This is a genomic window from Mycobacterium europaeum (assembly GCF_002102155.1).
Classification (GTDB): domain Bacteria; phylum Actinomycetota; class Actinomycetes; order Mycobacteriales; family Mycobacteriaceae; genus Mycobacterium; species Mycobacterium europaeum.
In genome coordinates, this window is record NZ_LQOU01000056.1 from 33,976 (window position 1) to 60,071 (window position 26,096).

General features: G+C 70.1%; 23 protein-coding genes. 17 read left to right on the forward strand and 6 right to left on the reverse strand.

Annotated elements, in window-relative coordinates:
- The first annotated feature begins 5 nt into the window (after positions 1-5).
- From AWC03_RS23875 to AWC03_RS23955, 16 genes are all read left to right on the forward strand, one after another.
- A complete protein-coding gene (locus tag AWC03_RS23875) occupies positions 6-2,054 on the forward strand; it encodes a peptidoglycan D,D-transpeptidase FtsI family protein (protein ID WP_090423316.1) in 2,049 nt (682 codons plus the stop codon).
- Positions 2,055-2,452: 398 nt separating this feature from the next.
- A complete protein-coding gene (locus AWC03_RS23885) occupies positions 2,453-3,985 on the forward strand; it encodes a UDP-N-acetylmuramoyl-L-alanyl-D-glutamate--2,6-diaminopimelate ligase (RefSeq protein ID WP_085243201.1) in 1,533 nt (510 codons plus the stop codon).
- A complete protein-coding gene (locus AWC03_RS23890) occupies positions 3,982-5,514 on the forward strand; it encodes a UDP-N-acetylmuramoyl-tripeptide--D-alanyl-D-alanine ligase (RefSeq protein WP_085243178.1) in 1,533 nt (510 codons plus the stop codon). Before AWC03_RS23885 ends, AWC03_RS23890 begins: the two co-directional genes overlap by 4 nt.
- Positions 5,511-6,590, forward strand: a complete 1,080-nt coding sequence (gene mraY, locus AWC03_RS23895; RefSeq protein WP_085243179.1) for a phospho-N-acetylmuramoyl-pentapeptide-transferase — start codon at positions 5,511-5,513, stop codon at positions 6,588-6,590. Before AWC03_RS23890 ends, mraY begins: the two co-directional genes overlap by 4 nt.
- Position 6,591: 1 nt before the next feature.
- Complete coding sequence (murD, locus tag AWC03_RS23900) at positions 6,592-8,049, forward strand: UDP-N-acetylmuramoyl-L-alanine--D-glutamate ligase (RefSeq protein WP_085243180.1); 1,458 nt, start codon at positions 6,592-6,594, stop codon at positions 8,047-8,049.
- A 6-nt stretch (positions 8,050-8,055) separates the two neighbouring features.
- Positions 8,056-9,768: a putative lipid II flippase FtsW gene (ftsW, locus tag AWC03_RS23905; RefSeq protein WP_085243181.1), complete on the forward strand. Its 1,713-nt coding sequence runs from the start codon at positions 8,056-8,058 to the stop codon at positions 9,766-9,768.
- Positions 9,765-10,985: an undecaprenyldiphospho-muramoylpentapeptide beta-N-acetylglucosaminyltransferase gene (gene murG / locus AWC03_RS23910; protein ID WP_085243182.1), complete on the forward strand. Its 1,221-nt coding sequence runs from the start codon at positions 9,765-9,767 to the stop codon at positions 10,983-10,985. The genes ftsW and murG overlap by 4 nt, the downstream gene beginning before the upstream one ends.
- Positions 10,982-12,454 (forward strand): UDP-N-acetylmuramate--L-alanine ligase, encoded by a 1,473-nt coding sequence (gene murC, locus AWC03_RS23915; protein WP_085243183.1) that lies wholly within the window; start codon positions 10,982-10,984, stop codon positions 12,452-12,454. Before murG ends, murC begins: the two co-directional genes overlap by 4 nt.
- Entirely contained in the window at positions 12,451-13,395 is a 945-nt protein-coding gene (locus AWC03_RS23920; protein WP_085243184.1) for a cell division protein FtsQ/DivIB, read from the forward strand. Before murC ends, AWC03_RS23920 begins: the two co-directional genes overlap by 4 nt.
- A 236-nt stretch (positions 13,396-13,631) precedes the next feature.
- The gene (gene ftsZ, locus AWC03_RS23925; protein ID WP_085243185.1) at positions 13,632-14,786 is read left to right on the forward strand and encodes a cell division protein FtsZ; all 1,155 of its coding nucleotides are present in this window, start codon (positions 13,632-13,634) and stop codon (positions 14,784-14,786) included.
- A 101-nt stretch (positions 14,787-14,887) separates the two neighbouring features.
- Positions 14,888-15,604, forward strand: coding sequence for a peptidoglycan editing factor PgeF (gene pgeF, locus AWC03_RS23930; protein ID WP_211279281.1), 717 nt, complete (start codon positions 14,888-14,890; stop codon positions 15,602-15,604).
- A gap of 5 nt (positions 15,605-15,609) precedes the next feature.
- Entirely contained in the window at positions 15,610-16,398 is a 789-nt protein-coding gene (locus tag AWC03_RS23935) for a YggS family pyridoxal phosphate-dependent enzyme (RefSeq protein WP_085243202.1), read from the forward strand.
- Positions 16,399-16,460: 62 nt separating this feature from the next.
- A complete protein-coding gene (locus AWC03_RS23940; RefSeq protein WP_085243187.1) occupies positions 16,461-17,138 on the forward strand; it encodes a cell division protein SepF in 678 nt (225 codons plus the stop codon).
- A 157-nt stretch (positions 17,139-17,295) separates the two neighbouring features.
- Positions 17,296-17,586, forward strand: a complete 291-nt coding sequence (locus AWC03_RS23945; protein ID WP_007170773.1) for a YggT family protein — start codon at positions 17,296-17,298, stop codon at positions 17,584-17,586.
- Between the two features lie 313 nt (positions 17,587-17,899).
- Entirely contained in the window at positions 17,900-18,694 is a 795-nt protein-coding gene (gene wag31, locus AWC03_RS23950) for a DivIVA-like cell division protein Wag31 (RefSeq protein ID WP_085243188.1), read from the forward strand.
- A 96-nt stretch (positions 18,695-18,790) separates the two neighbouring features.
- Positions 18,791-19,156, forward strand: a complete 366-nt coding sequence (locus AWC03_RS23955) for a hypothetical protein (RefSeq protein ID WP_085243189.1) — start codon at positions 18,791-18,793, stop codon at positions 19,154-19,156.
- 3 nt (positions 19,157-19,159) lie between these two features.
- Here the strand turns inward: AWC03_RS23955 and AWC03_RS23960 are convergent, their stop codons facing one another.
- From AWC03_RS23960 to AWC03_RS23985, 6 genes are all read right to left on the reverse strand, one after another.
- Complete coding sequence (locus tag AWC03_RS23960; RefSeq protein ID WP_085243190.1) at positions 19,160-19,846, reverse strand: phosphoribosyltransferase; 687 nt, start codon at positions 19,844-19,846, stop codon at positions 19,160-19,162.
- 44 nt (positions 19,847-19,890) lie between these two features.
- Positions 19,891-20,256, reverse strand: coding sequence for an STAS domain-containing protein (locus tag AWC03_RS23965; RefSeq protein ID WP_085243191.1), 366 nt, complete (start codon positions 20,254-20,256; stop codon positions 19,891-19,893).
- A complete protein-coding gene (locus AWC03_RS23970) occupies positions 20,253-21,347 on the reverse strand; it encodes a cobalamin B12-binding domain-containing protein (RefSeq protein ID WP_244275290.1) in 1,095 nt (364 codons plus the stop codon). The genes AWC03_RS23965 and AWC03_RS23970 overlap by 4 nt, the downstream gene beginning before the upstream one ends.
- A complete protein-coding gene (locus tag AWC03_RS23975; RefSeq protein ID WP_085243193.1) occupies positions 21,344-23,005 on the reverse strand; it encodes a PP2C family protein-serine/threonine phosphatase in 1,662 nt (553 codons plus the stop codon). The genes AWC03_RS23970 and AWC03_RS23975 overlap by 4 nt, the downstream gene beginning before the upstream one ends.
- Positions 23,006-23,273: 268 nt before the next feature.
- Positions 23,274-23,666 (reverse strand): hypothetical protein, encoded by a 393-nt coding sequence (locus AWC03_RS23980; protein WP_142278502.1) that lies wholly within the window; start codon positions 23,664-23,666, stop codon positions 23,274-23,276.
- A gap of 426 nt (positions 23,667-24,092) precedes the next feature.
- Positions 24,093-24,812, reverse strand: coding sequence for a YcnI family copper-binding membrane protein (locus tag AWC03_RS23985; RefSeq protein ID WP_090422296.1), 720 nt, complete (start codon positions 24,810-24,812; stop codon positions 24,093-24,095).
- A gap of 421 nt (positions 24,813-25,233) precedes the next feature.
- On the opposite strand from AWC03_RS23985, the gene AWC03_RS23995 reads away from it, so the two are divergent.
- Positions 25,234-25,824 carry a hypothetical protein gene (locus tag AWC03_RS23995; protein ID WP_142278503.1) on the forward strand — a complete coding sequence of 197 codons (591 nt, stop codon included), beginning with the start codon at positions 25,234-25,236 and terminating at the stop codon, positions 25,822-25,824.
- The last annotated feature ends 272 nt before the right edge of the window (positions 25,825-26,096 follow it).

Consider the following 26,096-nt stretch of genomic DNA (forward strand, 5'->3'; position numbering starts at 1 on the left):
ACTCCATGCGCGCCCGGCGGTCGCAGCCCACCCGCGGTCCTCGTAAAGCCCAGGAGGCCAAGGGGATTCGTCAGCCGAACCGGCGGGCGAAGCAGCAGCCGGCCAAGGACGTCCGGGAGCCCAGGAGGTTCTGGAAACCCAAGGGGGGCAAGGCCGCCGGGACGGCCCGCCCGGCCGACCGGCAGGACGCGGCGGCGACCGGGCACTCGGCGCGGGAGCGGCGCACCCGGCAGCTCGTGCAGGCGGGCGGTCGCGGCGCGTCGTTCGTGTTCCGGCATCGGGCGGGAAACCTGGCCATCGGCTTCTTGATCGTGGTGGCGGCGGCCCAGTTGTTCGTCCTGCAGGTCACCAACGCGCCCTCGCTGCGCGCGCAGGCCGCGGGCCAGCTCAAGGTCACCGACGTCGAAAAGGCGGTGCGGGGCAGCATCGTCGACCGCCACAAGGATCAGCTGGCGTTCACCACCGAGTCGCGCGCGTTGACCTTCCAGCCCAAGAGGATTCGCAAGCAACTGGAAGAGGCCAAGACCAAGAACTCGGTGGCCCCCGATCCCCAGCAGCGGCTGCGGGACATCGCCCAGGAGGTCGCCACCCGGCTGGGCAACAAGCCCGATTCGGCGACCGTGCTGAAGAAGCTGCAAAGCGACGAGAACTTCGTCTATCTGGCCCGCGCCGTCGACCCGGCCGTCGCCAGCGCCATCTCGGACAAGTACCCCGAAGTCGGCTCGGAGCGGCAAGACCTGCGGCAGTACCCCGGCGGGTCCCTGGCGGCCAACATCGTCGGCGGCATCGACTGGGACGGCCACGGGCTGCTGGGGCTGGAGGAGTCCCTGGACTCGGTGCTGTCGGGAACGGACGGCTCGGTCACCTATGACCGCGGATCCGACGGTGTCGTGATCCCGGGCAGCTACCGCAACCGGCATCGGGCGGTCAACGGTTCGACGGTCCAGCTGACGCTCGACGACGACATCCAGTTCTACGTGCAGCAGCAGGTCCAGCAGGCCAAGAACCTCTCCGGCGCGCACGACGTGTCGGCGGTGGTGCTGGACTCGAAGACCGGCGAAGTGCTGGCCATGGCCAACGACAACACCTTCGACCCCTCGCAGGACATCGGGCGTCAGGGTGACAAACAGCTGGGCAACCTGGCGGTGTCCTCGCCGTTCGAGCCCGGCTCGGTGAACAAGGTCATCACCGCGTCGTCGGTGATCGAGTACGGCCTGTCCAACCCCGACGAGGTGCTGCAGGTGCCCGGGACGATCCAGATGGGCGGGGTGTCGATCCACGACGCGTGGGACCACGGCGTCATGCCCTACACCACCACCGGCGTATTCGGAAAGTCCTCCAACGTCGGCACTTTGATGCTCGCCCAGCGGGTCGGCCCGGAACGCTTCTACGACATGGTCCGAAAATTCGGCCTCGGGCAACGCACCAACGTCGGGCTGCCCGGTGAGAGCGCCGGGCTGGTGCCGCCCATCGACCAGTGGTCGGGCAGCACGTTCTCGAACCTGCCGATCGGCCAAGGCCTTTCGATGACGCTGCTGCAGATGGCCGGCATGTACCAGACCATCGCCAACGACGGGGTGCGCGTACCGCCGCGGATCGTGAAGGCCACCATCGCGCCCGACGGGACCCGGACGGAAGAACCGCGTCCCGAAGGGGTGCGGGTGGTTTCGGCGCAGACGGCCCAGACCGTGCGCAACATGCTGCGCGCCGTCGTGCAACGCGACCCGATGGGCTACCAGCAGGGCACCGGGCCCGCCGCCGCGGTGACGGGCTACCAGATGGCCGGCAAGACGGGCACCGCCCAGCAGATCAACCCCGCGTGCGGCTGCTACTTCGACAACGTCTACTGGATCACCTTCGCGGGAATGGCCACCGTGGACAATCCGCGCTACGTCATCGGCATCATGATGGACAACCCGGACCGCAACGCGGACGGCACCCCCGGCCACTCGGCGGCCCCGCTGTTCCACAACATCGCCGGGTGGCTCATGCAGCGCGAGAACGTGCCGCTGTCGCCGGATCCCGGCCCGCCGCTGACGTTGCAGGCCACTTAGCGGCGATCGCAAGGGCGGCGTAGCCGGGCGCGGCGGGTCGCCGCCATCGGGTGTAGCGGCGATCGCAAGGGCGGCGTAGCCGGGCGCGGCGGGTCGGCGCCATCGGGTGTAGCGGCGATCGCAAGGGCGGCGTAGCCGGGTGCGGCGGGTCGCCGCCATCGGGTGTAGCGGGCGGGCGGTCCGTCGATCGTGCGGTGACGGCGTCCGTGCGGTGAGGGCGTCGCGGATGCGCTCAGGGCGGAATTCGGGCCCGAACGACGCCTTCAGCGCACACCGAAGGCCCTCATCGCACACTCAAATTGACGAGCCACGTGCGTGGCAGGTGCCTCTCGGTAGGGTGTCATGGCCGATCATGAGGATCACGCGCGTCTGCAGGGAGGTGTGAACAGGTGGTGCCGATGCCCACGGGGTTGCGGCCCAGCGCGGGCGCGGGATCGCGCCTGCCCGCGCTGGCGGCCCAGGTAGGCGCGGTGCCCGCGGACGGGGGCGCCGCGGTGCCCGACGTGGCGGTCACCGGAGTGACGCTGCGCGCCCAGGACGTCCGGCCCGGCGACCTGTTCGCCGCGTTACCCGGCGCCACCACGCACGGGGCCCGGTTTGCGGCCGAGGCGATCGAGCGCGGCGCCGTCGCGGTCCTCACCGATGCCGCCGGGGTGACGGAAATGGGCGCGCCGGGTCCGGCCGTACCGACGCTGGTGCACCCGGCGCCCCGTACCGTGCTCGGCGCCCTGGCCGCCACCGTGTACGGCAACCCGTCGGAGCGGGTGACGGTGGTCGGGATCACCGGCACCTCCGGAAAGACCACCACGACCTATCTCGTCGAATCGGGCCTGCGCGCCGCGGGCCGGACGGCCGGCCTGATCGGCACCATCGGCATCCGCATCGACGGCATCGACGTTCCCAGCGCGCTGACCACCCCGGAGGCTCCCGCCCTGCAGGCGATGTTCGCCGCGATGGCCGAGCGCGGCGTGGACACCGTCGTCATGGAGGTGTCCAGCCACGCGCTGGCGCTGGGCCGGGTGGACGGCACCGGGTTCGCGGTGGGCGGTTTCACCAACCTGTCCCGTGACCACCTCGATTTTCACCCCACCATGGCCGACTACTTCGAGGCCAAGGCGAAGCTGTTCGATCCCGCGTCGCCGCTGCGGGCCCGCCGGGTCGTGGTCTGCGTCGACGACGACGCGGGGCGCGCCATGGCCGCCCGGGCCGGCGACGCGATCACCGTCAGCGCCGCCGACCAGCCCGCGCACTGGCGCGCAATGGACGTGATTCCGGTGGGCGCCGGGGGACAGCAGTTCATCGCGGTCGACCCCGCCGGCGTGCGCCATCGCGTCGGTATCCGGCTGCCGGGGCATTACAACGTCGCCAATTGCCTTGTCGCCCTGGCCCTTCTGGATGCGGTGGGGGTGTCGCCGGAGCAGGCGGCGCCGGGGCTGCTGGCGACCCGGGTGCCCGGCCGCATGGAAGAGATCGACTGTGGCCAGGATTTCCTCGCGCTGGTCGACTACGCCCACAAACCCGAAGCGCTCCGCGCCGTGCTGGCCACCCTGCGGCGCCCGGGTCGCCGGCTGGCGGTGGTGTTCGGCGCGGGCGGTGACCGGGACCCGGGCAAGCGGCGGCAGATGGGTGAGATCGCCGCCGAGCTGGCCGATTTGATCGTCGTCACCGACGACAACCCCCGCCGCGAGGACCCCGCCGCGATCCGCGGCGAGATCCTGGCCGGGGCGCGCGGCGGTTCGGCCGAGGTCGTCGAGATGGGCGACCGGCGCGCGGCCATCCGGCACGCCGCCGCCTGGGCCCGACCCGGGGACGCGGTGCTGATCGCCGGAAAGGGGCACGAGACGGGGCAGCGCGGCGCCACGGAGACCCGCCCGTTCGACGATCGGGTGGAGCTGACCGAGGCCCTGAACGCCCTGAGGGCCCGATCATGATCGACCTGACCGTCGCGCAGATCGCCGACATCGTGGGCGGCACGCTGGCCGACATCTCGCCGGAGGCCGCCGCGGCGCTCCGCGTCACCGGCACCGTCGAATTCGACTCGCGCGCCGTCGGCCCCGGCGGGCTGTTCCTCGCGCTGCCGGGCGCGCACGCCGACGGGCATGACTACGCGGGCGCGGCGGCCGCGGCCGGCGCGGTCGCCGTGCTGGCCGCGCGGCCGGTGGGGGTGCCGGCCATCGTGGTGCCCCCCGAACCGCGGGCCGGTGGCGGCCTGGCCGGGGTGCTCGAACACGACACCGACGGTTCGGGTGCGGCGGTGCTGGCGGCGCTGTCCAAGCTGGCCAAGGTGGTGGCCGCCGAGCTGGTGGTGGGCGGGCTGACCATCGTCGGGATCACCGGCTCGTCGGGCAAGACGTCGACCAAGGACCTGGTGGCCGCCGTGCTCGAGCCGCTGGGCGAGGTGGTGGCCCCGCCCGGGTCGTTCAACAACGAGCTGGGGCACCCCTGGACGGTGTTGCGCGCGACGCGGAGCACCGACTATCTCGTTCTCGAGATGTCGGCGCGCCACCCGGGCAACATCGCCGCGCTGGCCGACATCGCCACGCCCTCGATCGGGGTGGTCCTCAACGTCGGCACCGCCCACCTCGGCGAGTTCGGCTCGCGGGAAGCCATCGCGCGCACCAAATCCGAACTGCCCCAATCCGTTCCGTCGTCCGGCGTGGTGATCCTCAACGTCGACGACCCGGCCGTCGCGGCGATGGCCCGCGTCACCGACGCGCGGGTGGTACGCGTCAGCCGGTTCAGCCACACCGACTCCGGGCCAAGCGACGTCTGGGCGGACGGAGTGTCGCTGGACGAACTGGCCAGGCCCCGCTTTACCCTGCACGCGAAGGACACCCGAGGTCCGTTGGAGGTCGACGTGCAGCTGGGTGTCTCCGGCGACCACCAGGTCGCCAATGCGTTGTGCGCGGGCGCCGTCGCGCTGCAATGCGGGGCGACCGTCGAGCAGGTCGCCGCCGCGCTCGCCCAGTCCGGGCCGGTGTCGCGGCACCGGATGCACGTGACGACCCGCGCGGACGGGGTCACGGTGATCGACGACGCCTACAACGCCAACCCCGACTCGATGCGGGCCGGGCTGCAGGCGCTGGCCTGGATCGCCCACGGCCAAGGCGTCGACGCCGCCGAAAAGCGCAGGAGTTGGGCGGTGCTGGGCGAAATGGCCGAGCTCGGCGAGGACTCGGTGGCCGAGCACGATCGCATCGGCCGGCTGGCGGTGCGCTTAGATGTGTCTCGACTCGTCGTCGTGGGAACTGGGAGGTCAATGAGCGCCATGCACCACGGAGCGGTCATGGAAGGCTCGTGGGACACGGAAGCCGCCAACGTGCCCGACGCCGAGGCCGCCCTGGCGTTGCTGCGGGCCGAACTCCGCCCCGGCGACGTGGTCCTGGTCAAGGCCTCCAACGCCGCCGGACTGGGCGCGCTGGCCGACGCCCTGGCCGCCGGGCAGGGAGCGGCCCGGTGAGGCAGATCCTCATCGCGGTGGCCGTCGCGCTCGCCGTGTCAATCCTGTTGACCCCGGCGCTGATTCGGCTGTTCACCCGGCAAGGTTTCGGCCATCACACGCGCGAGGACGGCCCGCCCAGCCACCACACCAAGCGCGGCACGCCGTCGATGGGCGGGGTGGCCATCCTGGCCGGCATCTGGGCGGGATACCTGGGGACGCACCTGGCCGGGCTGGCGTTCGACGGGGAGGGCGTTTCCGCGTCGGGCCTGCTGGTGCTGGGCCTGGCCACCGCGCTGGGGGGCGTCGGTTTCCTCGACGACCTGATCAAGATCCGCCGATCGCGCAACCTCGGGCTGAACAAGACCGCCAAGACCATCGGGCAGGTCTCCGCCGCCGTGCTGTTCGGGGTGCTGGTGTTGCAGTTCCGCAATGCCAACGGGTTGAAACCGGCCAGCGCGGACCTGTCCTACGTGCGCGAGATCGCGACCGTCACGTTGGCTCCCGGGCTGTTCGTGTTGTTCTGCGTGGTCGTCGTCAGCGCCTGGTCCAACGCCGTCAACTTCACCGACGGCCTGGACGGGCTGGCCGCCGGGTGCATGGCGATGGTCACCGCCGCCTACGTGTTGATCACCTTCTGGCAGTACCGCAACGCCTGCGTCACCGCGCCGGGCCTGGGTTGCTACAACGTGCGCGACCCGCTGGACCTGGCGCTCGTCGCGGCCGCCACCGCGGGCGCCTGCATCGGCTTCTTGTGGTGGAATGCGGCCCCGGCCAAGATCTTCATGGGGGACACCGGATCGCTGGCGCTGGGCGGCATCATCGCGGGCCTGTCGGTCACCAGCCGCACCGAGATCCTCGCCGTCGTGCTGGGGTCGCTGTTCGTCGCCGAGGTGACCTCGGTGGTGCTGCAGATCCTCGCGTTTCGGACCACCGGGCGCCGGGTGTTCCGGATGGCGCCCTTCCACCATCATTTCGAGCTGTCCGGCTGGGCCGAGACCACGGTGATCATCCGCTTCTGGCTGCTCACGGCGATCACCTGCGGCCTGGGCGTGGCCCTGTTCTACGGTGAGTGGCTGGGCGCGATCGGTGCCTGACATGCCCGGGCTCGACCCCCTGGCGCCGGGCGCGCCCGTCCTGGTGGCCGGCGGCGGCATCACCGGCAAGGCGGTGCTGGCGGCGCTGGCCCGGTTCGGCGCCGCGCCGACCCTGTGCGACGACGATCCCGCCACGCTGCGGCGCTACGCCGAAAGCGGCATGCCGGCCGTGACCACGTCCGCGGTCACGCCGCGCGTCGCGGACTACGCCCTGGTGGTCACCAGCCCGGGGTTCTCCCCGGACACACCGCTGCTGGTCGCCGCCGCCGCCGCGGGCGTGCCGGTCTGGGGCGACGTGGAGCTGGCCTGGCGGCTCGACGCCGCGGGCCGGTATGGTCCGCCGCGACGCTGGCTGGTGGTCACCGGCACCAACGGCAAGACGACCACGACGTCGATGCTGCACGCCATGCTGACCGCCGCGGGCCGGCGCAGCGTGTTGTGCGGCAACATCGGCGATCCGGTCCTGGATGTGCTCGAAGCGCCCGCCGACCTGCTGGCCGTCGAGCTGTCCAGCTTCCAGCTGCACTGGGCGCCCTCGGTGCGGCCCGCGGCGGGTGCCGTCCTCAACATCGCCGAAGACCACCTGGATTGGCACTCCACCATGGCCGAGTACACCGCCGCCAAGGCGCGGGCGCTCGACGGCGGGGTGGCGGTGGTGGGGCTCGACGACGCCCGGGCGGCCGCGTTGCTCGGCACCGCCGCGGCGCCGGTGCGCGTCGGCTTCCGGCTCGGCGAACCGGCGGCGGGTGAGCTGGGTGTGCGGGACGGCCACTTGGTCGACCGCGCCTTCGCCGACGACCTCCCGCTGCTGCCGGTCGGCTCGATCCCGGTGCCGGGACCGGTCGGCATCCTCGACGCCCTGGCCGCGGCGGCGCTGGCCCGCAGCGTCGGCGTGCCGGCCGAGGCGATCGCGCGAGCGATCGCCTCCTTCCGGGTGGGCCGGCACCGGGCCGAGGTGGTCGCCGTCGCCGACGGCATCACCTACGTCGACGATTCCAAGGCCACCAACCCGCACGCCGCCCAGGCGTCCGTGCTGGCCTACCCGCGGGTGGTCTGGGTGGCCGGCGGTCTGCTCAAGGGCGCCTCGGTGGACGCCGAGGTGGCCCGGATCGCCCCCCGGCTGGCCGGCGCGGTGCTCATCGGCCGAGATCGCCAAGAGGTTGCAGAGGCGTTATCGCGACACGCGCCGGATGTCCCCGTCGTCCAGGTTGTGACAGGCGAGGATGCTGATATGAATGCGACGGCTGTGGTTGTTGGGGCAGATGTGACAGAAGTGAAATATTCGGTCGGGAATCTCGGCGCTTCCGTCATGACCGCGGCCGTGGCCGCGGCCCGCGACCTGGCCCGGCCCGGCGACACCGTGCTACTGGCACCGGCCGGCGCGTCGTTCGACCAGTTCAGCGGGTACGCCGACCGTGGTGACGCCTTCGCCGCCGCCGTCCGCGCGGCCACCCGGTAGGCGGGCGTGGGTAACCCGCTGACCCGGCTGCGACGCCGGGCCAAAGACGCTTCGGACGCCGCCGCCGACACCGCTGCGGCCGATCCGGCCGACGCCGACACCGCTGCGGCCGATCCGGCCGACGCCGACACCGACGCCGAGACCGGACCGGTGAGCGCCGCCGGCACGTCGGAGTCCAAGCCGGCAAAACCTCAGGTCGCCGGGGAGGGGCGGAACCGGTTCGGCGCCTGGCTGAGCCGGCCCATGACCTCGTTTCATCTGATCATCGCGGTGGCCGGGCTGCTGACGATCCTCGGCCTGATCATGGTGCTGTCGGCGTCGGGTGTGCGGTCCTACGACGCCGACGGTTCGGCCTGGGTGATCTTCGGCAAGCAGGTGCTGTGGACGGTGATCGGCCTGATCGCCTGCTACGCGTCGCTGCGGATGTCGGTGCGGTTCATCCGCCGCGTCGCCTTCACCGGCTACGTCGTCACCGTCATCCTGCTGGTGCTCGTGCTCGTCCCCGGCATCGGAAACCTGGCCAACGGCTCGCGGAAGTGGTTCGTCGTCGCCGGCTTCTCCATGCAGCCGTCCGAGCTGGCCAAGATCGCGTTCGCCATCTGGGGCGCGCACCTGCTCGCCGCCCGCCGGCTGGAGCGCGCCTCGCTGCGCGAGATGCTGATCCCCCTGGTGCCGGCCGCGGTCATCGCGCTGGCGCTGATCGTGGCGCAGCCCGACCTCGGGCAGACGGTGTCGCTGGGCATCATCCTGCTGGCGCTGTTGTGGTACGCCGGGCTGCCGCTGCGCGTCTTCGCCACCTCGCTGCTGGCGGTCGTCATGGCCGGCGCCGTGCTGGCCATGTCGGCGGGTTACCGCTCCGACCGGGTGAAGTCGTGGATGAACCCCGAGAACGACCCCATGGACACCGGATACCAGGCCCGCCAGGCCAAGTTCGCCCTGGCGCACGGCGGCATCTTCGGCGACGGCCTGGGGCAGGGCGTCGCCAAGTGGAACTACCTGCCCAACGCCCACAACGACTTCATCTTCGCGATCATCGGCGAGGAATTGGGCTTTGTCGGCGCCTTCGGGCTACTGGTCCTGTTCGGGCTATTCGCCTACACCGGGATGCGCATCGCGCGCCGGTCGGCCGACCCCTTCCTGCGGCTGCTGACCGCCACCACGACGATGTGGGTGCTGGGCCAGGCGTTCATCAACATCGGCTACGTGATCGGCATCCTGCCGGTTACCGGCATCCAGCTTCCGCTCATCTCCGCGGGCGGAACCTCCACGGCGGCAACGCTTTTCATGATCGGCATCATGGCGAACGCGGCCCGGCACGAACCCGAGGCGGTGGCCGCGCTGCGCGCCGGCCGCGACGACAAGGTGAACCGGTTCCTGCGGCTGCCGCTGCCCCAGCCGTACGTGCCGACCCGGCTCGAGTCCTTCCGCGACCGCAAGCGCGGCGGCAAGCCGCCGGCTAACGGCGCCCCTCCCCGCAAGGGCGCGCGGAAGGCCGCCCAGGCACCCGCCGGCAAGGCCTCCCGCAACGCCTCCCGCACGGCCTCCCGCACGGCCTCCCGCAAGGCCGAGGAACCGCTGCGGCCGGCGTTCCCGCGCACAGCCGCCCGCCCGGCCCGCAGGGCGGTGCATCATGGATCTGGCCAGCGCTCCGCCAGTCGCGGAGCCGGCCAGCGTCAGGCACGAGGCGCTCGCACACTGGAAGGTCAGCGTTACGGGTGAACGACACGGTCAGCAAGCCGGCCGGCGGGCTGGGGGCAAGCCCCCAGCCCGCCGGTGCCGCGTTGTCGTCTTTTCGGCCGCTCAGGCCACTGTCGGTGGTACTGGCCGGCGGCGGCACCGCCGGCCATGTCGAGCCCGCGATGGCCGTGGCCGACGCGCTGAGCGCGCTGGATCCGCAGGTGCGCATCACCGCGCTGGGCACCCACCGGGGGCTCGAGACCCGGCTGGTGCCCCAGCGCGGCTACCACCTCGAGCTGATCACGCCGGTGCCGCTGCCGCGTAAGCCCAGCGGCGACCTGGCGCGGCTGCCCCCGCGGGTGTGGCGCGCGGTCCGGGAGACCCGCGCCGTGCTCGACGCGGTGGAGGCCGACGTCGTCGTCGGTTTCGGCGGATACGTGGCGCTGCCGGCGTACCTGGCCGCCCGCGGGATCCCGCGCGGGCTCAGCCGCCGGCGCCGCGTCCCGGTGCTGATCCACGAAGCCAACGCGAGCGCCGGGCTGGCCAACCGGGTGGGCGCCCGCGGCGCCGACCGGGTGCTGTCGGCGGTGCCCGACTGCGGGCTGCCGCGCGCCGAGGTGGTGGGCGTGCCGGTGCGGGCCGCCATCACCACGCTGGACCGTGCGGCCCTGCGCGCCGAGGCGCGCAGGCATTTCGGGTTCGCCGACGACGCGCGGGTGCTGCTGGTGTTCGGCGGTTCGCAGGGTGCCGTGTCGCTGAACCGGGCGGTGTCCGGGGCCGCGGCGGACCTGGCCGCCGCGGGCGTGTCGGTGCTGCACGCGCACGGCCCGAAGAACACCCTGGAGCTGCCGGAGCGCCGGCCCGGTGATCCGCCCTACTTGGCGGTGCCCTACCTGGATCGGATGGATCTGGCCTACGCCGCGGCCGACCTGGCGATCTGCCGGTCCGGCGCGATGACCGTCGCCGAGGTCTCGGCGGTCGGCCTGCCCGCCATCTACGTGCCGCTGCCGATCGGCAACGGCGAGCAGCGGCTCAACGCGCTGCCGGTGGTCAACGCCGGCGGCGGCATGGTGGTCGCCGACGCCGCCCTGACGCCGGAGCTGGTGGCCCGCGAGGTGGCGGGGCTGCTCAACGACGCGCCGCGGCTGGCGGCGATGACGAAGGCCGCCGCGCGGGTCGGGCACCCCGACGCGGCGCGCCGGGTGGCCCAGGCGGCGCTCGACATCGCCAGGAAGGCAGCGGCGGGAGGGCGACGGTGAACGCCGAACAGCTGCCGCCCGAGCTGCACCGGGTGCACATGGTGGGCATCGGGGGAGCCGGCATGTCGGGCATCGCCCGCATACTGCTGGACCGCGGCGCGCTGGTGTCCGGCTCGGACGCCAAGGAGTCCCGCGGCGTGCACGCCCTGCGGGCCCGGGGCGCGTCGATCCGCATCGGCCACGACGCGTCGTCGCTCGACCTGTTGCCCGGCGGCCCGACCGCGGTCATCACCACCCACGCCGCCATCCCGAAGACCAACCCCGAGCTCGTCGAGGCCCGGCGGCGCGGCATCCCGGTGATCCTGCGGCCCGCGGTCTTGGCCAGGCTGATGGACGGGCGCACCACCCTGATGGTCACCGGGACCCACGGCAAGACCACGACCACGTCGATGTTGATCGTGGCGCTGCAGCATTGCGGGCGCGACCCGTCCTTCGCGGTCGGCGGCGAGATGGGGGAGGCCGGAACCAACGCGCATCACGGCAGCGGCGACTGCTTCGTCGCCGAGGCCGACGAAAGCGACGGCTCGCTGCTGGAATACACGCCCAACGTCGCGGTGGTCACCAACATCGAGACCGATCACCTGGACTTCTACGGCACCGCCGAGGCCTACGTCGGGGTGTTCGACGCCTTCGTGGAGCGACTCGCGCCCGGGGGAGCGCTGGTGGTGTGCGTCGACGACCCGGGCGCGGCCGCACTGGCCGACCGCACCGCCGAACTGGGAATCCGGGTGCTGCGCTACGGATCCGCGCCGGAGCAGGGGCTCGCGGCCGCGCTGTTGTCCTGGGAGCAGCAGGGCACCGAAGCGGTCGCGCACATCCAGCTGACCCCGGAATCGGGCCCCGAACCGTTTCCCCGCGTGATGCGGCTGTCGGTGCCCGGTCGGCACATGGCGCTCAACGCGCTGGGTGCGCTGCTGGCGGCGACCGAGATCGGCGCCCCGGTCGACGCGGTGCTCGACGGGCTGGCCGGGTTCGAGGGGGTGCGGCGGCGGTTCGAACTGGTCGGCAACGCCGGGTCGGTGCGCGTCTTCGACGACTACGCCCACCATCCCACCGAGATCAGCGCCACGCTGGCCGCGGTCCGCACGGTGCTCGAGCAGAGCGGCGGCGGGCGCAGCCTTGTGGTGTTTCAGCCTCATTTGTATTCGCGCACAAAGGAATTCGCCGTCGAATTCGGTCGCGCGCTCGATGCCGCCGACGAGGTGTTCGTCCTCGACGTCTACGGTGCGCGCGAGCAACCACTGGCCGGCGTCAGCGGCGCGAGCGTCGCCGAGCACGTCACCGTGCCGGTGCGCTACCTGCCCGACTTCTCCGCGGTCGCCGAACAGGTGGCCGCGGCCGCCGGTCCGGGGGACGTCATCGTCACGATGGGCGCGGGCGACGTGACGCTGCTGGGGCCGGAGATCGTGACCGCGCTGCGGATCAGGGACAACCGCAGTGCGCCCGGCCGCCCGGGGGTCCTGCAATGACCCAGCCGAACGACGCGACGCCGGTGGTCGGCGAGCCCGCCGACGCCCACGCGGCCGCCGACGACCTCACCGAGCCGCTCTTCGTCGGAGGGCCGGCGGCCGAAACGCCGGCGGACCCGGAGGAATTCGAGGGCCCGCGCCGGCGGGCCCGCCGGGAACGAGCGGAACGCCGCGCCGCGCAGGCGCGCGCCACCGCGATCGAAGAGGCGCGCCGCGAGGCCAAACGCCGGGCCAGCGGGCGCCCGCTCGACGAGCCCAAACCCGTCGCCCGGGGCGTGGTTCGCGGCCTGAAGATGCTGCTGGTGACCGTGCTGCTGGTCGTCCTCGGCATCGGGCTGGCGTTGATCCTGTATTTCACCCCCGCGATGTCGGCCCGCAACATCGTCGTGGTCGGCACCGGCGAGGTGACCCGGGAAGAGGTGCTGGACGCGGCGCGGGTGCGGCCCGGGACCCCGCTGCTGCAGATCAACACCAACCAGGTCGCCGACCGGGTGGCGGCGATCCGGCGGGTGGCCAGCGCGCGGGTGCAGCGTCAATACCCGTCGGCGTTGCGCATCACCATCGTCGAGCGGGCTCCGGTGGCCGTGAAGGACTTTCCGGACGGCCCGCATCTCTTCGACCGGGACGGCGTCGATTTCGCGACCGGGCCGCCGCCGCCGGCGCTGCCGTATCTCGACGTCGCCAACCCCGGTCCCAACGACCCGGCGACCAAGGCCGCGCTGCAGGTGCTGACCGCGCTGCGGCCCGAGGTCGCTGGCCAGGTGGGCCGGATCGCGGCGCCGTCGGTGGCGTCGATCACGCTCACGTTGGGCGACGGCCGGGTGGTGATCTGGGGGACGACCGATCGCACCGACGAGAAGGCCGAGAAGCTGGCCGCGCTGCTGACGCAGCCGGGGCGGACCTACGACGTGTCCAGCCCCGACCTGCCGACGGTGAAGTAAAAAAGCCCGTCGACCCCGGCGGGTGTGACGGCGGCAACAGAAAAAATTTGCGAGCCGCGCCTCGGCGCGCCTGCGGGGTTAGGGCGCGCCATGCCCATACCGTTCTGGTTGCGCGGAACTACTTGACATAACTCTAACTCTATGGTTGAGGTTGAGGGTTTGCCAGGGCGGGCCGCACACGTTCGGGAGGAATCCCGTCGCGAAGAACTTGAGCCCATCAGGGAGGAAACCGAATGATGACCCCCCCGCATAACTACCTGGCCGTCATCAAGGTCGTCGGCATCGGTGGCGGCGGTGTCAACGCCGTGAACCGCATGATCGAGCAGGGCCTCAAGGGCGTGGAGTTCATCGCGATCAACACCGACGCGCAGGCGCTGTTGATGAGCGATGCCGACGTCAAACTCGACGTCGGCCGCGACTCCACCCGCGGGTTGGGCGCCGGCGCGGACCCGGAGGTCGGCCGCAAGGCCGCCGAGGACGCCAAGGACGAGATCGAGGAGCTGCTGCGCGGCGCGGACATGGTGTTCGTCACCGCCGGTGAGGGCGGTGGGACGGGCACCGGCGGCGCGCCGGTGGTCGCCAGCATCGCCCGCAAGCTGGGCGCGCTCACCGTCGGCGTGGTCACCCGGCCGTTCTCCTTCGAGGGCAAGCGCCGCGGTTCGCAGGCCGAAGGCGGCATCAACACGCTGCGGGAAAGCTGCGACACGCTGATCGTCATCCCCAACGACCGGTTGCTGCAGATGGGGGATGCCGCGGTCTCCCTGATGGACGCGTTCCGCAGCGCCGACGAGGTGCTGCTCAACGGCGTGCAGGGCATCACCGACCTGATCACCACGCCAGGGTTGATCAACGTCGACTTCGCCGACGTCAAGGGCATCATGTCCGGCGCGGGCACCGCGCTGATGGGCATCGGGTCGGCGCGCGGCGAGGGCCGGTCGCTGAAGGCCGCCGAGATCGCGATCAACTCGCCGCTGCTGGAGCAATCCATGGAGGGCGCCCAGGGCGTGCTGATGTCCATCGCCGGCGGCAGCGACCTGGGCCTGTTCGAGATCAACGAGGCGGCCTCGCTGGTGCAGGACGCCGCCCACCAGGACGCCAACATCATCTTCGGCACCGTCATCGACGACTCGCTGGGCGACGAGGTCCGCGTCACCGTTATCGCCGCAGGCTTCAGTGCGGCCGGACCCGGCCGCAGGCCCGTGGTCGGAGACAGTGCAGGCGAAAAGGGTGGGGCACACCGGATCGAATCGGCGAAGGCCGGCAAGCTCACCTCGACGCTGTTCGAACCCGTCGACGCGGTCAGCGTGCCGCTGCAAACCAACGGCGCCACGCTGAACATCGGCGGTGGCGACGACGACGACGTCGACGTGCCGCCGTTCATGCGCCGCTGAGGGTCTCGATTTGCTTGCCAGTGCGCGACAAACCGGCCAAGAAACATAGGGGTCGGATGGTGGTGCCGTCAGGCAGGCAGTGCGCTCCGGATACTGGACGGGTGAGCGTGCGCATCCGGCGGGTGACCACCACCCGCGCGGGCGGTGTATCCGAAGCACCGTTCGACTCCTTCAATCTGGGCGACCACGTCGGCGACGACCCGGCGGCGGTGGCCGCCAACCGAAACCGGCTCGCCAGCGCGATCGGACTCGGGCCCGACCGCGTGGTGTGGATGAACCAGGTCCACGGTGACAACGTCGAGGTGGTCGATGGTCCTCAGAGGGCCGCCGTCGGCGGCAAGGTAGGCACCGACGCCCTGGTCACCAGCACCCCGCGGCTGGCCCTGGCGGTGGTGACCGCCGACTGCGTGCCGGTGCTGCTGGCGGACGCGCGCGCCGGCGTGGCCGCGGCGGTGCATGCCGGTCGCGTCGGCGCCCAGCTCGGGGTGGTGGCCCGCACCGTGGAGGCGATGCTCGCCCTCGGCGCGCACGCCGAGGACATCTCGGCCCTGCTCGGCCCGGCGGTCAGCGGTCGCAACTACGAGGTGCCCGCGGCCATGGCCGACGAGGTGGAGGCCACGCTGCCCGGCAGCCGCACCACCACCGCGGCCGGCACCCCCGGACTCGACCTTCGTGCCGGAATCGCTTGCCAGATCAAGAATTTGGGCGTCACGGCCATCGACATCGATCCGCGGTGCACGGTGGCCGACCCGACCTTGTTCAGCCATCGCCGGGACGCGCCGACGGGGCGGCTGGCGTCGTTGGTGTGGATGGAGTGACCACGATGGGGGATAGGACGCCGGCCCCGACAGGTCCCGGCGACCGTGAAACGGAATTGATGCACGCATTAGCTTCCGTGCGCTCGCGCCTTGCGGCGGCCGCCGAAGCGGCGGGTCGCAATGTCGGTGAAATCGAACTCCTGCCGATTACCAAATTCTTTCCAGCAACCGATGTCGTGACTTTGTCCCGATTAGGTTGCCGGGCCGTCGGCGAATCGCGGGATCAGGAAGCGTCGGCAAAAGTGAGCGAAGTCACCAAACTGATGGCGGCCTCTTCGCGGGCGGACACGCCGCCCCTGCGCTGGCACATGGTGGGCCACATTCAGCGGAACAAGGCCCGCTCGGTTGCCCGCTGGGCGCACACCGCCCACTCGGTCGACAGCTCACAGCTGATCGGCGCCCTCGACCGGGGCGTGTCGGCGGCGCTGGGCGAGGGCCGCCGCGCCGACCCGATGCGGATCTACGTTCAGCTCAGCCTCGACGGCGACGAGTCGCGCGGCGGTGTCGACATCTCGGCGCCCGGGGCGGTCGACCAGCTGTGCGACCAGGTCGAGGAGTCCAAGCACCTGGAACTGGTCGGGCTGATGGCGATCCCGCCGCTGGGCTCGGATCCCGATGCGGCCTTCGAGCGCCTGCGAACCGAGCACCTGCGGGTCCTCGCGTCCCATCCGAACGCCGTCGGGCTGTCCGCGGGGATGTCCGACGATTTCGAAGTTGCTGTCAAACACGGTTCCACATGTGTGCGTGTCGGTACCGCGCTATTGGGCCCGCGGCCGCTACCGTCACCGTATTAAGTCACTGTAGTCACATCTTCATCACTGACACCAAGCATCAGGGGCTAGAAGGGGTCAACGCAATGAGCACACTGCACAAAGTCAAGGCCTATTTCGGTATGGCCCCGATGGAGGACTACGACGACGAGTATTACGACGACCACGCACCCTCCCGCGGTTTCCCGCGGCCGCGTTTCGACGACGGCTACGGACGCCTGGAAGGACGCCTGGAAGGGCGCCTGGAAGGACGCTACGAGGGCCGCGACTACGACGACCCGCGTGAGCCCGCCGACTACCCGCCGCCGGGCGGCTACCGCGGCGGCTACGGGGAGGAGTCCCGCTACGGCGCCGTCCATCCCCGCGAGTTCGAACGGTCGGAGATGGGCAGGCCCCGCTTCGGGTCCTGGCTGCGCAACTCCACCCGCGGTGCGCTGGCGATGGACCCGCGCCGGATGGCGATGATGTTCGAGGAGGGCCACCCGCTCTCGAAGATCACCACGCTGCGGCCGAAGGACTACAGCGAGGCCCGCACCATCGGCGAGCGGTTCCGCGACGGCACGCCGGTGATCATGGACCTGGTGTCGATGGACAACGCCGACGCCAAGCGCCTCGTCGACTTCGCGGCCGGACTCGCCTTCGCGTTGCGGGGCTCCTTCGACAAGGTGGCGACCAAGGTGTTCCTGCTGTCGCCCGCCGACGTCGATGTGTCCCCTGAGGAGCGCCGGCGGATCGCCGAAACCGGCTTCTACGCCTACCAATAACGCCCACCGAGCACCCCGGCCCGGCACCGCCGGTCTCGTCGCCGCCCTCGGTCGCGGCCGACTGAGATGTGGCCGGGGTCCGGGAGTCGGTACGCTGGCATTCGCCGCGCAAGCCCGCGGCGCTTGACATCTCATCGGTAAGGTCGGGGCTCTTCAGTTGGTGCTGTTCTTTCAGATCCTTGGGTTTGCGCTGTTCATCTTCTGGCTGCTGCTCATCGCCCGGGTCGTCGTCGAGTTCATCCGCTCGTTCAGCCGGGACTGGCATCCCACCGGCATCACGGTGGTGATCCTCGAGATCATCATGTCGATCACCGATCCGCCGGTGAAGCTGCTGCGCCGGCTGATCCCGCAACTCACCATCGGGGCGGTCCGGTTCGACCTGTCCATCATGGTGCTGTTGCTGGTCGCGTTCATCGGCATGCAACTGGCCTTCGGCGCCGCCGCCTAAGCCGTTCCGGCCACGAGGCGCAAGCCACCTTCCTGGCCCCGTGGCGTGGAGCCACCTTCCGGCACCGTGGCGCAACCCACCTTCCGGCCTGGAGACGGTTTGGCCACATTTTTGCGTCGGTTTGACGCCTGCGATTTAAAAATTCTAAGGATTCGGATTTTATGGCACTCAGTGTTTGAAATTGGTTCTTATTTATTGGGCTAAACAGCAACGGTCGCGCCTGGTGTGACAGGATGGACGGCAGTTGCACGACGGCTACCACTGCGTTCTACACTTTCCAGAACGTTAGACAGGAACTTGAGGGGACGAAACAATGCCGCTTACACCAGCCGACGTCCACAATGTGGCGTTCAGTAAGCCACCGATCGGCAAGCGGGGCTACAACGAAGACGAGGTCGACGCCTTCCTCGATCTGGTGGAGGCCGAGCTGACGCGGCTCATCGAAGAGAACAGCGATCTGCGTCAGCGGATCGAGGAGCTGGACCAGGAGCTGGCCGCCGGCGGCGGCGCTCCGGCCGCCGCGGCCGCCCCCACTCAGGCGATTCCCGTCCCCGAGCCGGAGCCGGCGCCCAAGGCGGCACCGGTGGCCGCGCCCGCCGCCGCGTCCAGCAACGAGGAACAGGCCATGAAGGCCGCTCGGGTGCTGAGCCTGGCGCAGGACACCGCCGACCGGCTGACCAGCACCGCCAAGGCGGAGTCGGAGAAGATGCTGGCCGACGCCCGCGCCAACGCCGACCAGATCCTCACCGAGGCCCGCCAGACCGCCGAGACCACGGTCACCGAGGCCCGGCAGCGCGCCGACGCGATGCTCGCGGATGCGCAGACCCGTTCCGAGGCCCAGCTGCGTCAGGCCCAGGAGAAGGCCGACGCCCTGCAGGCCGACGCCGAGCGCAAGCACTCCGAGATCATGGGCACCATCAACCAGCAGCGCACCGTCCTGGAAGGCCGCCTCGAGCAGCTGCGCACCTTCGAACGCGAGTACCGCACCCGGCTCAAGACCTACCTGGAATCGCAGCTGGAGGAGCTCGGGCAGCGCGGGTCGGCGGCACCCGTCGACTCCAGCGCAGACGCCGGCGGGTTCGACCAATTCAACCGGGGTAACAACTAACCTCACAGGCGTGCCGGACACTCGCCAAGCCGCGCGGTGGGCACACTGGACCTGCACACGAACCGGCTGGCCCGCTCGCCGCTTGGAGGATGACCCATGTTGATCATTGCGCTGGTACTGGCCCTGGTCGGGCTTGTGGCGTTGGTGTTCGCCGTGGTCACGAGCAACGAGTTGGTCGCCTGGGTGTGCATCGGCGCCAGCGTCCTCGGCGTCGTGCTGCTGATCGTCGATGCGCTGCAGGAGCGGCAGCGGCGCGACGCGGGCGGCGCAGACCAACACCAGGACGAGGCGGAGGTCCAGGACCAGGAAGGGGCCGGCGGGGAGGCCGTCGACTACCCCGAGGACGCCCTGGACAAGGGCGGCTACGAATCGTCGGAGGAAACCGCCACGCGGCCGGCGCCGGAGGCGACGGAACAGTCGGCGGTATCCGCGGAGGGCCCCGGCGACGAGGCCGCCAAGTAGCAGTCAGCCGGTGGGCGTGGCGAGCGCCTGACGCAAGTCGTCGTCGCTGACCTGGTGAAAATCGGCGTACACCTGCCCCACGGCTTCGAACCCGGGCGGCATCGACACGCACACCACCTCGTCGGCCTCCTGCGCGAGTTCACGGCAGGTGGAGGCGGGCCCGACCGGGACCGCGACGATTATTTTCTCGGGTGTCGAGCCGGGCCTGCCGGCCCGCACCGCCCGGACGGCGGCCAGCATGCTGGCGCCGGTGGCGATCCCGTCGTCGACCAAGAGCACCACCTTGCCGGCCGGGTCGGCCGCCGGGCGCCCGCCTCGGTATGCGCTCTCGCGGCGGGCGAGTTCGGCCGCCTCGCTCTCGATCACCCCGCGCACCTGCTCGTCGGTGATCCGCAGGCTGGACACCACGTCGTCGTTCATCACGACGACGCCGCCGCTGGCCAGCGCGCCCATCGCGAGCTCCGTCCAGTTCGGGACCCCGAGCTTGCGGACCAGGAACACATCCAGCGGCGCGTGCAACGCCGCGGCGACCTCCCAGGCCACCGGCACGCCGCCGCGAGCCAGACCGAAAATCAGCACGTCGTCCCGGTCTCGGTAGGACATCAGCTGTTCGGCCAGGGCGCGCCCCGCCTCGCGACGGTCGAGGAACGTGCGCGAGGCAGTGTGGCGAAGGAATCCGTGGGGTGTCATCGGTTGCGACCCAGCCTACGGGCTGCGTGGCGGCCGGGCGCCGGTCAGCGAACCCGGGTCTCACCCGGAGCGCTGTGTGACCCCGCGTCGCCGTGCGGCGTGGTGACCAGGTGCTCGAACGTCCCCGTGAGGTCGAGGATGCGATCGAGGAACCGCGGTCGATGGTCCAGGTGCAGCTGCACGCCCGCCTGACAGCTCCGGCGATGGACCAGGAGCAGTCCGGAGAGACCGGCCGAATCGCAGAAGGCCAGCTCCGAGAGGTCGAGATGGAGGTGTGCGGGGGCGGGCACCGCGCTGAGTAGCTGGCCGGCGGCGTCGACCATGGCGTCCACCGTTTCGTAGACCAGGTCGCCGGACACCCGCACGCAGGCCGACCGCCCGGTCACGGCGACGTTCAGCGAAAGGTTCATGCGGACGCTCCCGGGCCGGCGACGGTGGTGAGGGCATCGTTTGCTGCACGCAGGAGGCGCTGGCTGCGGGGGAACTCATTGAGCTGCACCGTCAGCAAATCCAGGGCCGGGTGCAGCGAGGCCGCAGGGACGCCGCGCGCGACGAGGATCTCGGCGGTCCAGGTGATGAAGTCGGTGAACAACGCGTCGTCGTCGATGTACAGGCTCACGGTGAGGAAGTCGACGATGTGACCGATGTCCTCGGCGGTGTGCTGCTGCTGTTGTGTGGAGTAGGCGCGCATGGTGGGAAAGCGGTCCTCCAGGTCGGCGACGGTGGACTTGACCAGTTGCGCCGCGCTCCGGCTCACCAGGGTGTACTCCTGGTCAACCAGATGCGGTAGGTCATCGATCGGCTGGCGGTTGCGAACTCGCCTGACGGCGGGGAAGCCACGGTTCAGGCGTTCATCGGCGGTCCGCGCATCGGGCGCCCAGGCGTCGGCGCCCAGCCGGCGGGCGAAACGGCCGTCGCGGCCGAACGCGGCGCCGCCGGCCAGGACCGGAAACCCGGCGGACTGGCACGCGACGATCGCGGCGTGCGCGGTGGGCAGGCGGGTCGGGATCGAGCAGGAGAGCGCCACGACGTCGGGGCCGTGCTGGTGCAGGTGCGCGATCAGGTGGGGGGTCGGAACCTGCGCGCCGAGGAAGTCGACCTGCCAGCCGCGCAACCGCAGGACCTCCGAAAGCAGCCGCGGGGGCAAAGCGTGCCACTCGCCGTCCACGCACGCCACAGCGACGCGGCCGCCGTGGGTCTGGGCTTTGCCGGCGGGGTGATGAGCCAGCGCGGCGATGACGCGGTCGTTGATGGCCGTGGCCGCGTGTTCCTGCGCGACGGTGATGCGGTTGGCGGCCCATTCGGTGCCCACCTTGTGCTGGACGGGAGCGATCACCTCCAGCAGCACGTCCTCCGCCGTCATGCCGGCATCCATCGCGGCGAACACAGTGGCCGCCGCGGCGAATTCGTCACGGTCGGTAAGCGCGCTCCAAAGCCGTTCGCGGACAACGAGTTCGTCGGTCGCCCGGGAGGCGGCCACACCGGTGTCGTTGGGCCTCACGCCACGTACCTGCCGCGGGTGTGGCCGTCGACGGCGCTGAGATGGGTGCGCTGTGGGGCGGTGATGGCCACGACAGCGATGTCGTCGTGCACCCGCTGCCCCACCCATTGCGTGGCCAGCATCAGGACGCGTTCGACGATCGCTTCGGCCGGCATGCCGGCGCACCCGGTGAGCGAGTCCGCCAGCCGCTGTTCGCCGAAGAAGTCGTGCCCGAGCGGTCCGCCGCGCGCCTCGGTGATTCCGTCGGTGTAGAGCAGGCACGTTTCCCCGGGCGCCAGGAACGTCTCGAACGATTGCACGGTGATGCGCTCCAGGGCGCCCACCAGGGTGCCCTTGGTGTCGGCCTCTTCCACCTGCCCGTTGTCGCGCACGATCAACGGGGGTGGATGCCCGGCGCAGGTCAACCGCAGCACCACCTGGCCGTCGCGGTAGGCGACCGAGGCCAGCACCAACGTGGCGAACCGGGTGTGATCCGAGCTCAACATGGCGCGGTTGAGCAGCGTGAGCACCCCCTCATGGTCCTGGGCCAGCGGCGTCAGGGCCTGCAGCGTGTTCCGGATCTTGCCGGTCATCACGGCGGCCTCCAGGCCCTTGCCGCAGACGTCGCCGAGGACCACCAGCGTCTCGTCCTCCGGGCGCGCCGCGGGGTGGAAGTCGTAGAAATCGCCGCCCACGACCTCGTAATCCTTCGAGGCCCGGTAGCCGCCGGCGAATTCGATGCCGTGCAACCCGTGCAGCGGCGGGGGCAACAGGTCACGCATCAGCGTGCGGGTGATGGCGGCCTGCTCGGCGTAGAGCCGCGCGGCGGACAGCGCTGCCCCGGCCCGGGCGGCGAACAAGCCGGCGAACAGCTCGTCGTCCGCGCTGTAGACCGCCCGATCCGTGCGCCGCAGCAACACCAACGCCCCGGCCGAGACGCCGTGGCCCGGCAGCGTCAGAATCATCACGGACCCGGGTGGGCCCGAGAAGTGCTGGGGCACAAGCCAATCCGGTATCGTCATCGGGTCGATCCAGCCGGAGGAGACCGGCGGGAACCCGTGTAGCGCCTCGCTCAAACCCGCCACCACCGCAGGATCGGCGTCGACACTGCACTGCTCCACGACCTCGTCTGCCCCGCTGTAGAAGACCGGTAGCCGCCGGCCGCGGCCCGCGGGGGCCACCAGCACCGCCGCGTCGGACAGGTGCCGCGCGGCCATCTGCACGGTCGCCTCCCGGCAGCGGTCCACGTTCAGCGACGCCGTCAACACCGAAGACGCCTCGAGCAGGATCGCCGTGCGTTCCTGCTCCCGCGCCAGCGCCTCCTGCGCCTGGCGCAAGAGCTGGGCGGTGTCCTCGACCAGCGACCACGCCACCTCACCGGTGGGCAGCACCGCGGCGTGCGCGTCGAATTTGCGGCCGGCCACGCTTCCCGAGACGACGGACACGTCCCGGTCGAGCGCAGCAGGGGCGACCTGGACGAGACGGTCGTGCGCGCGCCAGAGCCAATCGACCGAGTCGTCGATCCGGCTGCCCGGCAGTGCGCCCGGCATCAGCGATTCGGCGGACCCGCTCAGCGCCCGCACGATCCCCTCGCGATCGATGACCAGCGTGGGGCACGGCACGGCCGCCCACAAAGCGTCAAGGTCGATCTCGACGCCTATGTGGGCACCATCATGCATGCAATTGACCTGTCGACGGGAAAATGCGAATTCGGCTGACGCTACTCCGACTGTACGCGGACGGGATTGGGAGAGGGCTTCGTTCCGCACCGCCGCCGTTCGGTCGCCGCCCAGCGGGCCACTCGGTCAGTTAGACAGTCGCCTGCCCGGCCGGCCGGTCACTGGGGTTGGTTCGACATGCCGCGGCTTACCCACGTCGGCACGGTGCGGTTGCGCTAAGTGAAGTGTAGGTGGCCACCTCGACGCCCACCCAGCGCCCGGGTTGGGCTTATATCTGCTTGTTTTGTAGGAGCGCCCCGGACGTGGCATTGATGATGACTTTGTGCTCGACCAAGTTCGTGTCCCATACGTCGGCTTCCCACGCGGTCGCTCCGCTGGTGTCGGCGAGGCTCAAATAAGTGATGGATCCGCTGCGCACAACCTCAAGTATTTTTTGGACGGCGGCCCGATAGTCCAGGTGTGCGGCTGCCACCCGGGCCCGGCGGGCTGCGGTGTCGGCGTCACTGTTGTTTCGGGGAGTCGGACCTACTAATACCGTCGTCCCGCCTGAATCGATATCCATCTGCTGTTCGGTGCCGTCGGCTACTACCACGCGCACCCGCCACGATTGGCTTTGTTCGGTCTCGATGAAGCTCAGCACGCTCTGCGGGACTTGCGCCACAGCTGCGGCGCCGGCGCTGAGCAAGGTCCGGGGGTCGGGCGGAGCTACCGGCGGCGGCGACCACGACGCTCGCGTCGTCGTCGGGGTCACCGCCGGCGCCCCGGAACCGCCACCATGACCGCATCCCGCAAGTACGCCGACCGCCATGAACAGTGCCCAGCCTCGAATCCGATGCCGGCACAACGCAGCAATCATTCACTCACCCCACTCGCAAACCGCTCCGGATACGGCCCACCCGCCGCATTTGCAAGCTGGAGCTCTCGAGCAACGCAACCATGCATGTCAATTCCGAAATCGAGATTCGAGCTTCCGCGGCGTCATCGACGATCGACGAATGCTAGCCGGGCGAGGGCCGGCGCATGGCGACTGCTGGCACGAGGGCCGGCGGCGGCGCGGGATTTCAGCAGCGTCCCGGGCATGTCCGCATTACCCTTGCGGCGCAACGATATTCTCGTCTTTCTTCTTATCTTTACGACGCATCAGGATGAAGGCCGCGCCCGCAATCAGCAGCGACACAGCCGCGACAACCAGCGCGACGATGGCGGGCCATAGCGGCGTGTTGTTCTGGACCGTTTCGGTAGTGGTGAAGATATCCAGGTCGGAGGCTCCCGAGCCGAGCTTGAGCACCGGAGCCGGGTGCCCGGGCTGGGGCGGACCGGCGAACGGGTCGTCATTCCAATTCACGATGCGGCCGTCACTGTAAGTTTGTTCCGCAGGCAGCGGCAACGCGTTGCGGTTCGGCAGCGGGCCGGCATACATCGAGAATTGGCCGAACTGCTTGGGCCCGATCGCCGCCTGGGGGTTATCGGGAATCCAATGCACTTCCGACACAAAGCTGTTGTGCACTGTGCCGTTATTGTCCGTTTGCGGTGACGGCAGTGGCTTCTCGGTCAGGATCGCTGTCCAGCCCGGGTTGGGCGCGGTGTCCACGACATAGATAGGCGTGTCCTGCGGGAGGAACACCCGCAACCCGACGACTGCGGCCGAATCCGACTCATTGGGCACGCTAAACGTCAAGACTCCATAACCACCCTGTCTGGCGTTGGTGCCAGAGACCTTGACATGCGCCAGCGCAGGCGACGCGAACAAAATGGCGGCCAGAGCGACTACCGCAGCAAGCGATGCGGCGCGTGCCGGATTTCTCATATAGTCAGATCCTTCATTGACTGATTTGTTGCCAATTCATATTCGGAGGTGGCGCCCGAAATCCACTGCAGGTCAACTGCAGTCAGCGCGCGGAGCTTGCAAGCTTCCGGGCTGATGCTACGCGATGAACGCGCCCGGCTCGATGATCCTGTGCGCCGAGTCCGCCCCACGGAGTCGCAGTCGTTGGGGGCAGCCATCATTGCCCAGACCGTGACCTGCAAGTACGACGGCCACGTCCAGGCGTCGCGCATCTGACAGAAGCAGCAGTGCACCTATATTCACAGTAGCTTCCCAGGAGTCGTTCAAGGACATGGGCGAGTCGTGGTAGCGATGATGTTGCGAGACAGAGTGGTTCGAGAGGCTGGCCGCACCGCCGCACGACGACGCTGGTCGATCGATCGGGTAAGAGCACCGCCCGCCGTTGCGCGGCTTTAGCGAGTACCACCACTGTTCCGGCCGAGAGGGGCAGACGATGAACACAGCAACGAATTGGCGAGGCTGGGCTCCTACCGGGCTGCGGATCGCATTCGGGATTATCTTCGGCGTCGATGCCTGGCTGAAGTGGCAACCCGGGTTCCGCGCGACCTTCCTGCCGAACATGATAAGCACCGCGGCCGCCGAGCCGCACTGGCTCGCTTGGTGGTTCGATTTCGTCCTCGCGCTGGAACGGCCCGCGCCGGCGGTGTTCGTGTATATCGGCGCGGTTACCGAGACGTTGCTTGCGTTCACGTTGGTTCTCGGAGTCGCCCGTCGCGTTGTCTTCGTGGGCGGTGCCCTCTACGCCATGGCGATATGGTGCACGGCCGACGGTTTCGGCGCACCGTACGGTCCGGGAGCTACCGACATCGGACCGGGCATCATCTATGCACTGGTGTTTTCCGCCCTGCTGGTATTACTTGAGCACGGCCACCCCAGTCATCTCACCCTGGATGCCGCGATCGTTCACCGGTTCCCACGATGGTCGCGGATCTCCGGGCCGCTGGATCAGGGCGGCGTCGTACCGCGGCCATAACGACACCCGACAACGACGATCCGGCGGCTCCCACTGAGGCAAACGCCGACCAGTTCGTCGCCCGGATGACGGCGTGTCGACAGTGCCCACCTTGATTACGATCCGCACCTGCGACAAGTCAAGGCGACAGCCGATTGAGTCGTGTCGCCGGATGTGTCCGAGGGGTGTGTGAGGGGTGTGTGAGGGTGTGTGAGGGGTGTGTGAGTTCACGACATAGGTGACACATGAGTCGCGTCATGGGTTACACCTGTGTCGATGCCCGATGAGTCGCG

Coding starts and splice junctions, on each gene's coding strand:
- AWC03_RS23875 (WP_090423316.1), top strand. CDS start 6: ATGCGCGCCCGGCGGTCGCAGCCCACCCGCGGTCCTCGTAAAGCCCAG.
- AWC03_RS23885 (WP_085243201.1), top strand. CDS start 2,453: ATGCCCACGGGGTTGCGGCCCAGCGCGGGCGCGGGATCGCGCCTGCCC.
- AWC03_RS23890 (WP_085243178.1), top strand. CDS start 3,982: ATGATCGACCTGACCGTCGCGCAGATCGCCGACATCGTGGGCGGCACG.
- murD (WP_085243180.1), top strand. CDS start 6,592: ATGCCCGGGCTCGACCCCCTGGCGCCGGGCGCGCCCGTCCTGGTGGCC.
- AWC03_RS23920 (WP_085243184.1), top strand. CDS start 12,451: ATGACCCAGCCGAACGACGCGACGCCGGTGGTCGGCGAGCCCGCCGAC.
- ftsZ (WP_085243185.1), top strand. CDS start 13,632: ATGACCCCCCCGCATAACTACCTGGCCGTCATCAAGGTCGTCGGCATC.
- AWC03_RS23935 (WP_085243202.1), top strand. CDS start 15,610: ATGGGGGATAGGACGCCGGCCCCGACAGGTCCCGGCGACCGTGAAACG.
- AWC03_RS23940 (WP_085243187.1), top strand. CDS start 16,461: ATGAGCACACTGCACAAAGTCAAGGCCTATTTCGGTATGGCCCCGATG.
- wag31 (WP_085243188.1), top strand. CDS start 17,900: ATGCCGCTTACACCAGCCGACGTCCACAATGTGGCGTTCAGTAAGCCA.
- AWC03_RS23955 (WP_085243189.1), top strand. CDS start 18,791: ATGTTGATCATTGCGCTGGTACTGGCCCTGGTCGGGCTTGTGGCGTTG.
- AWC03_RS23960 (WP_085243190.1), bottom strand. CDS start 19,846: ATGACACCCCACGGATTCCTTCGCCACACTGCCTCGCGCACGTTCCTC.
- AWC03_RS23965 (WP_085243191.1), bottom strand. CDS start 20,256: ATGAACCTTTCGCTGAACGTCGCCGTGACCGGGCGGTCGGCCTGCGTG.
- AWC03_RS23975 (WP_085243193.1), bottom strand. CDS start 23,005: ATGCATGATGGTGCCCACATAGGCGTCGAGATCGACCTTGACGCTTTG.
- AWC03_RS23985 (WP_090422296.1), bottom strand. CDS start 24,812: ATGAGAAATCCGGCACGCGCCGCATCGCTTGCTGCGGTAGTCGCTCTG.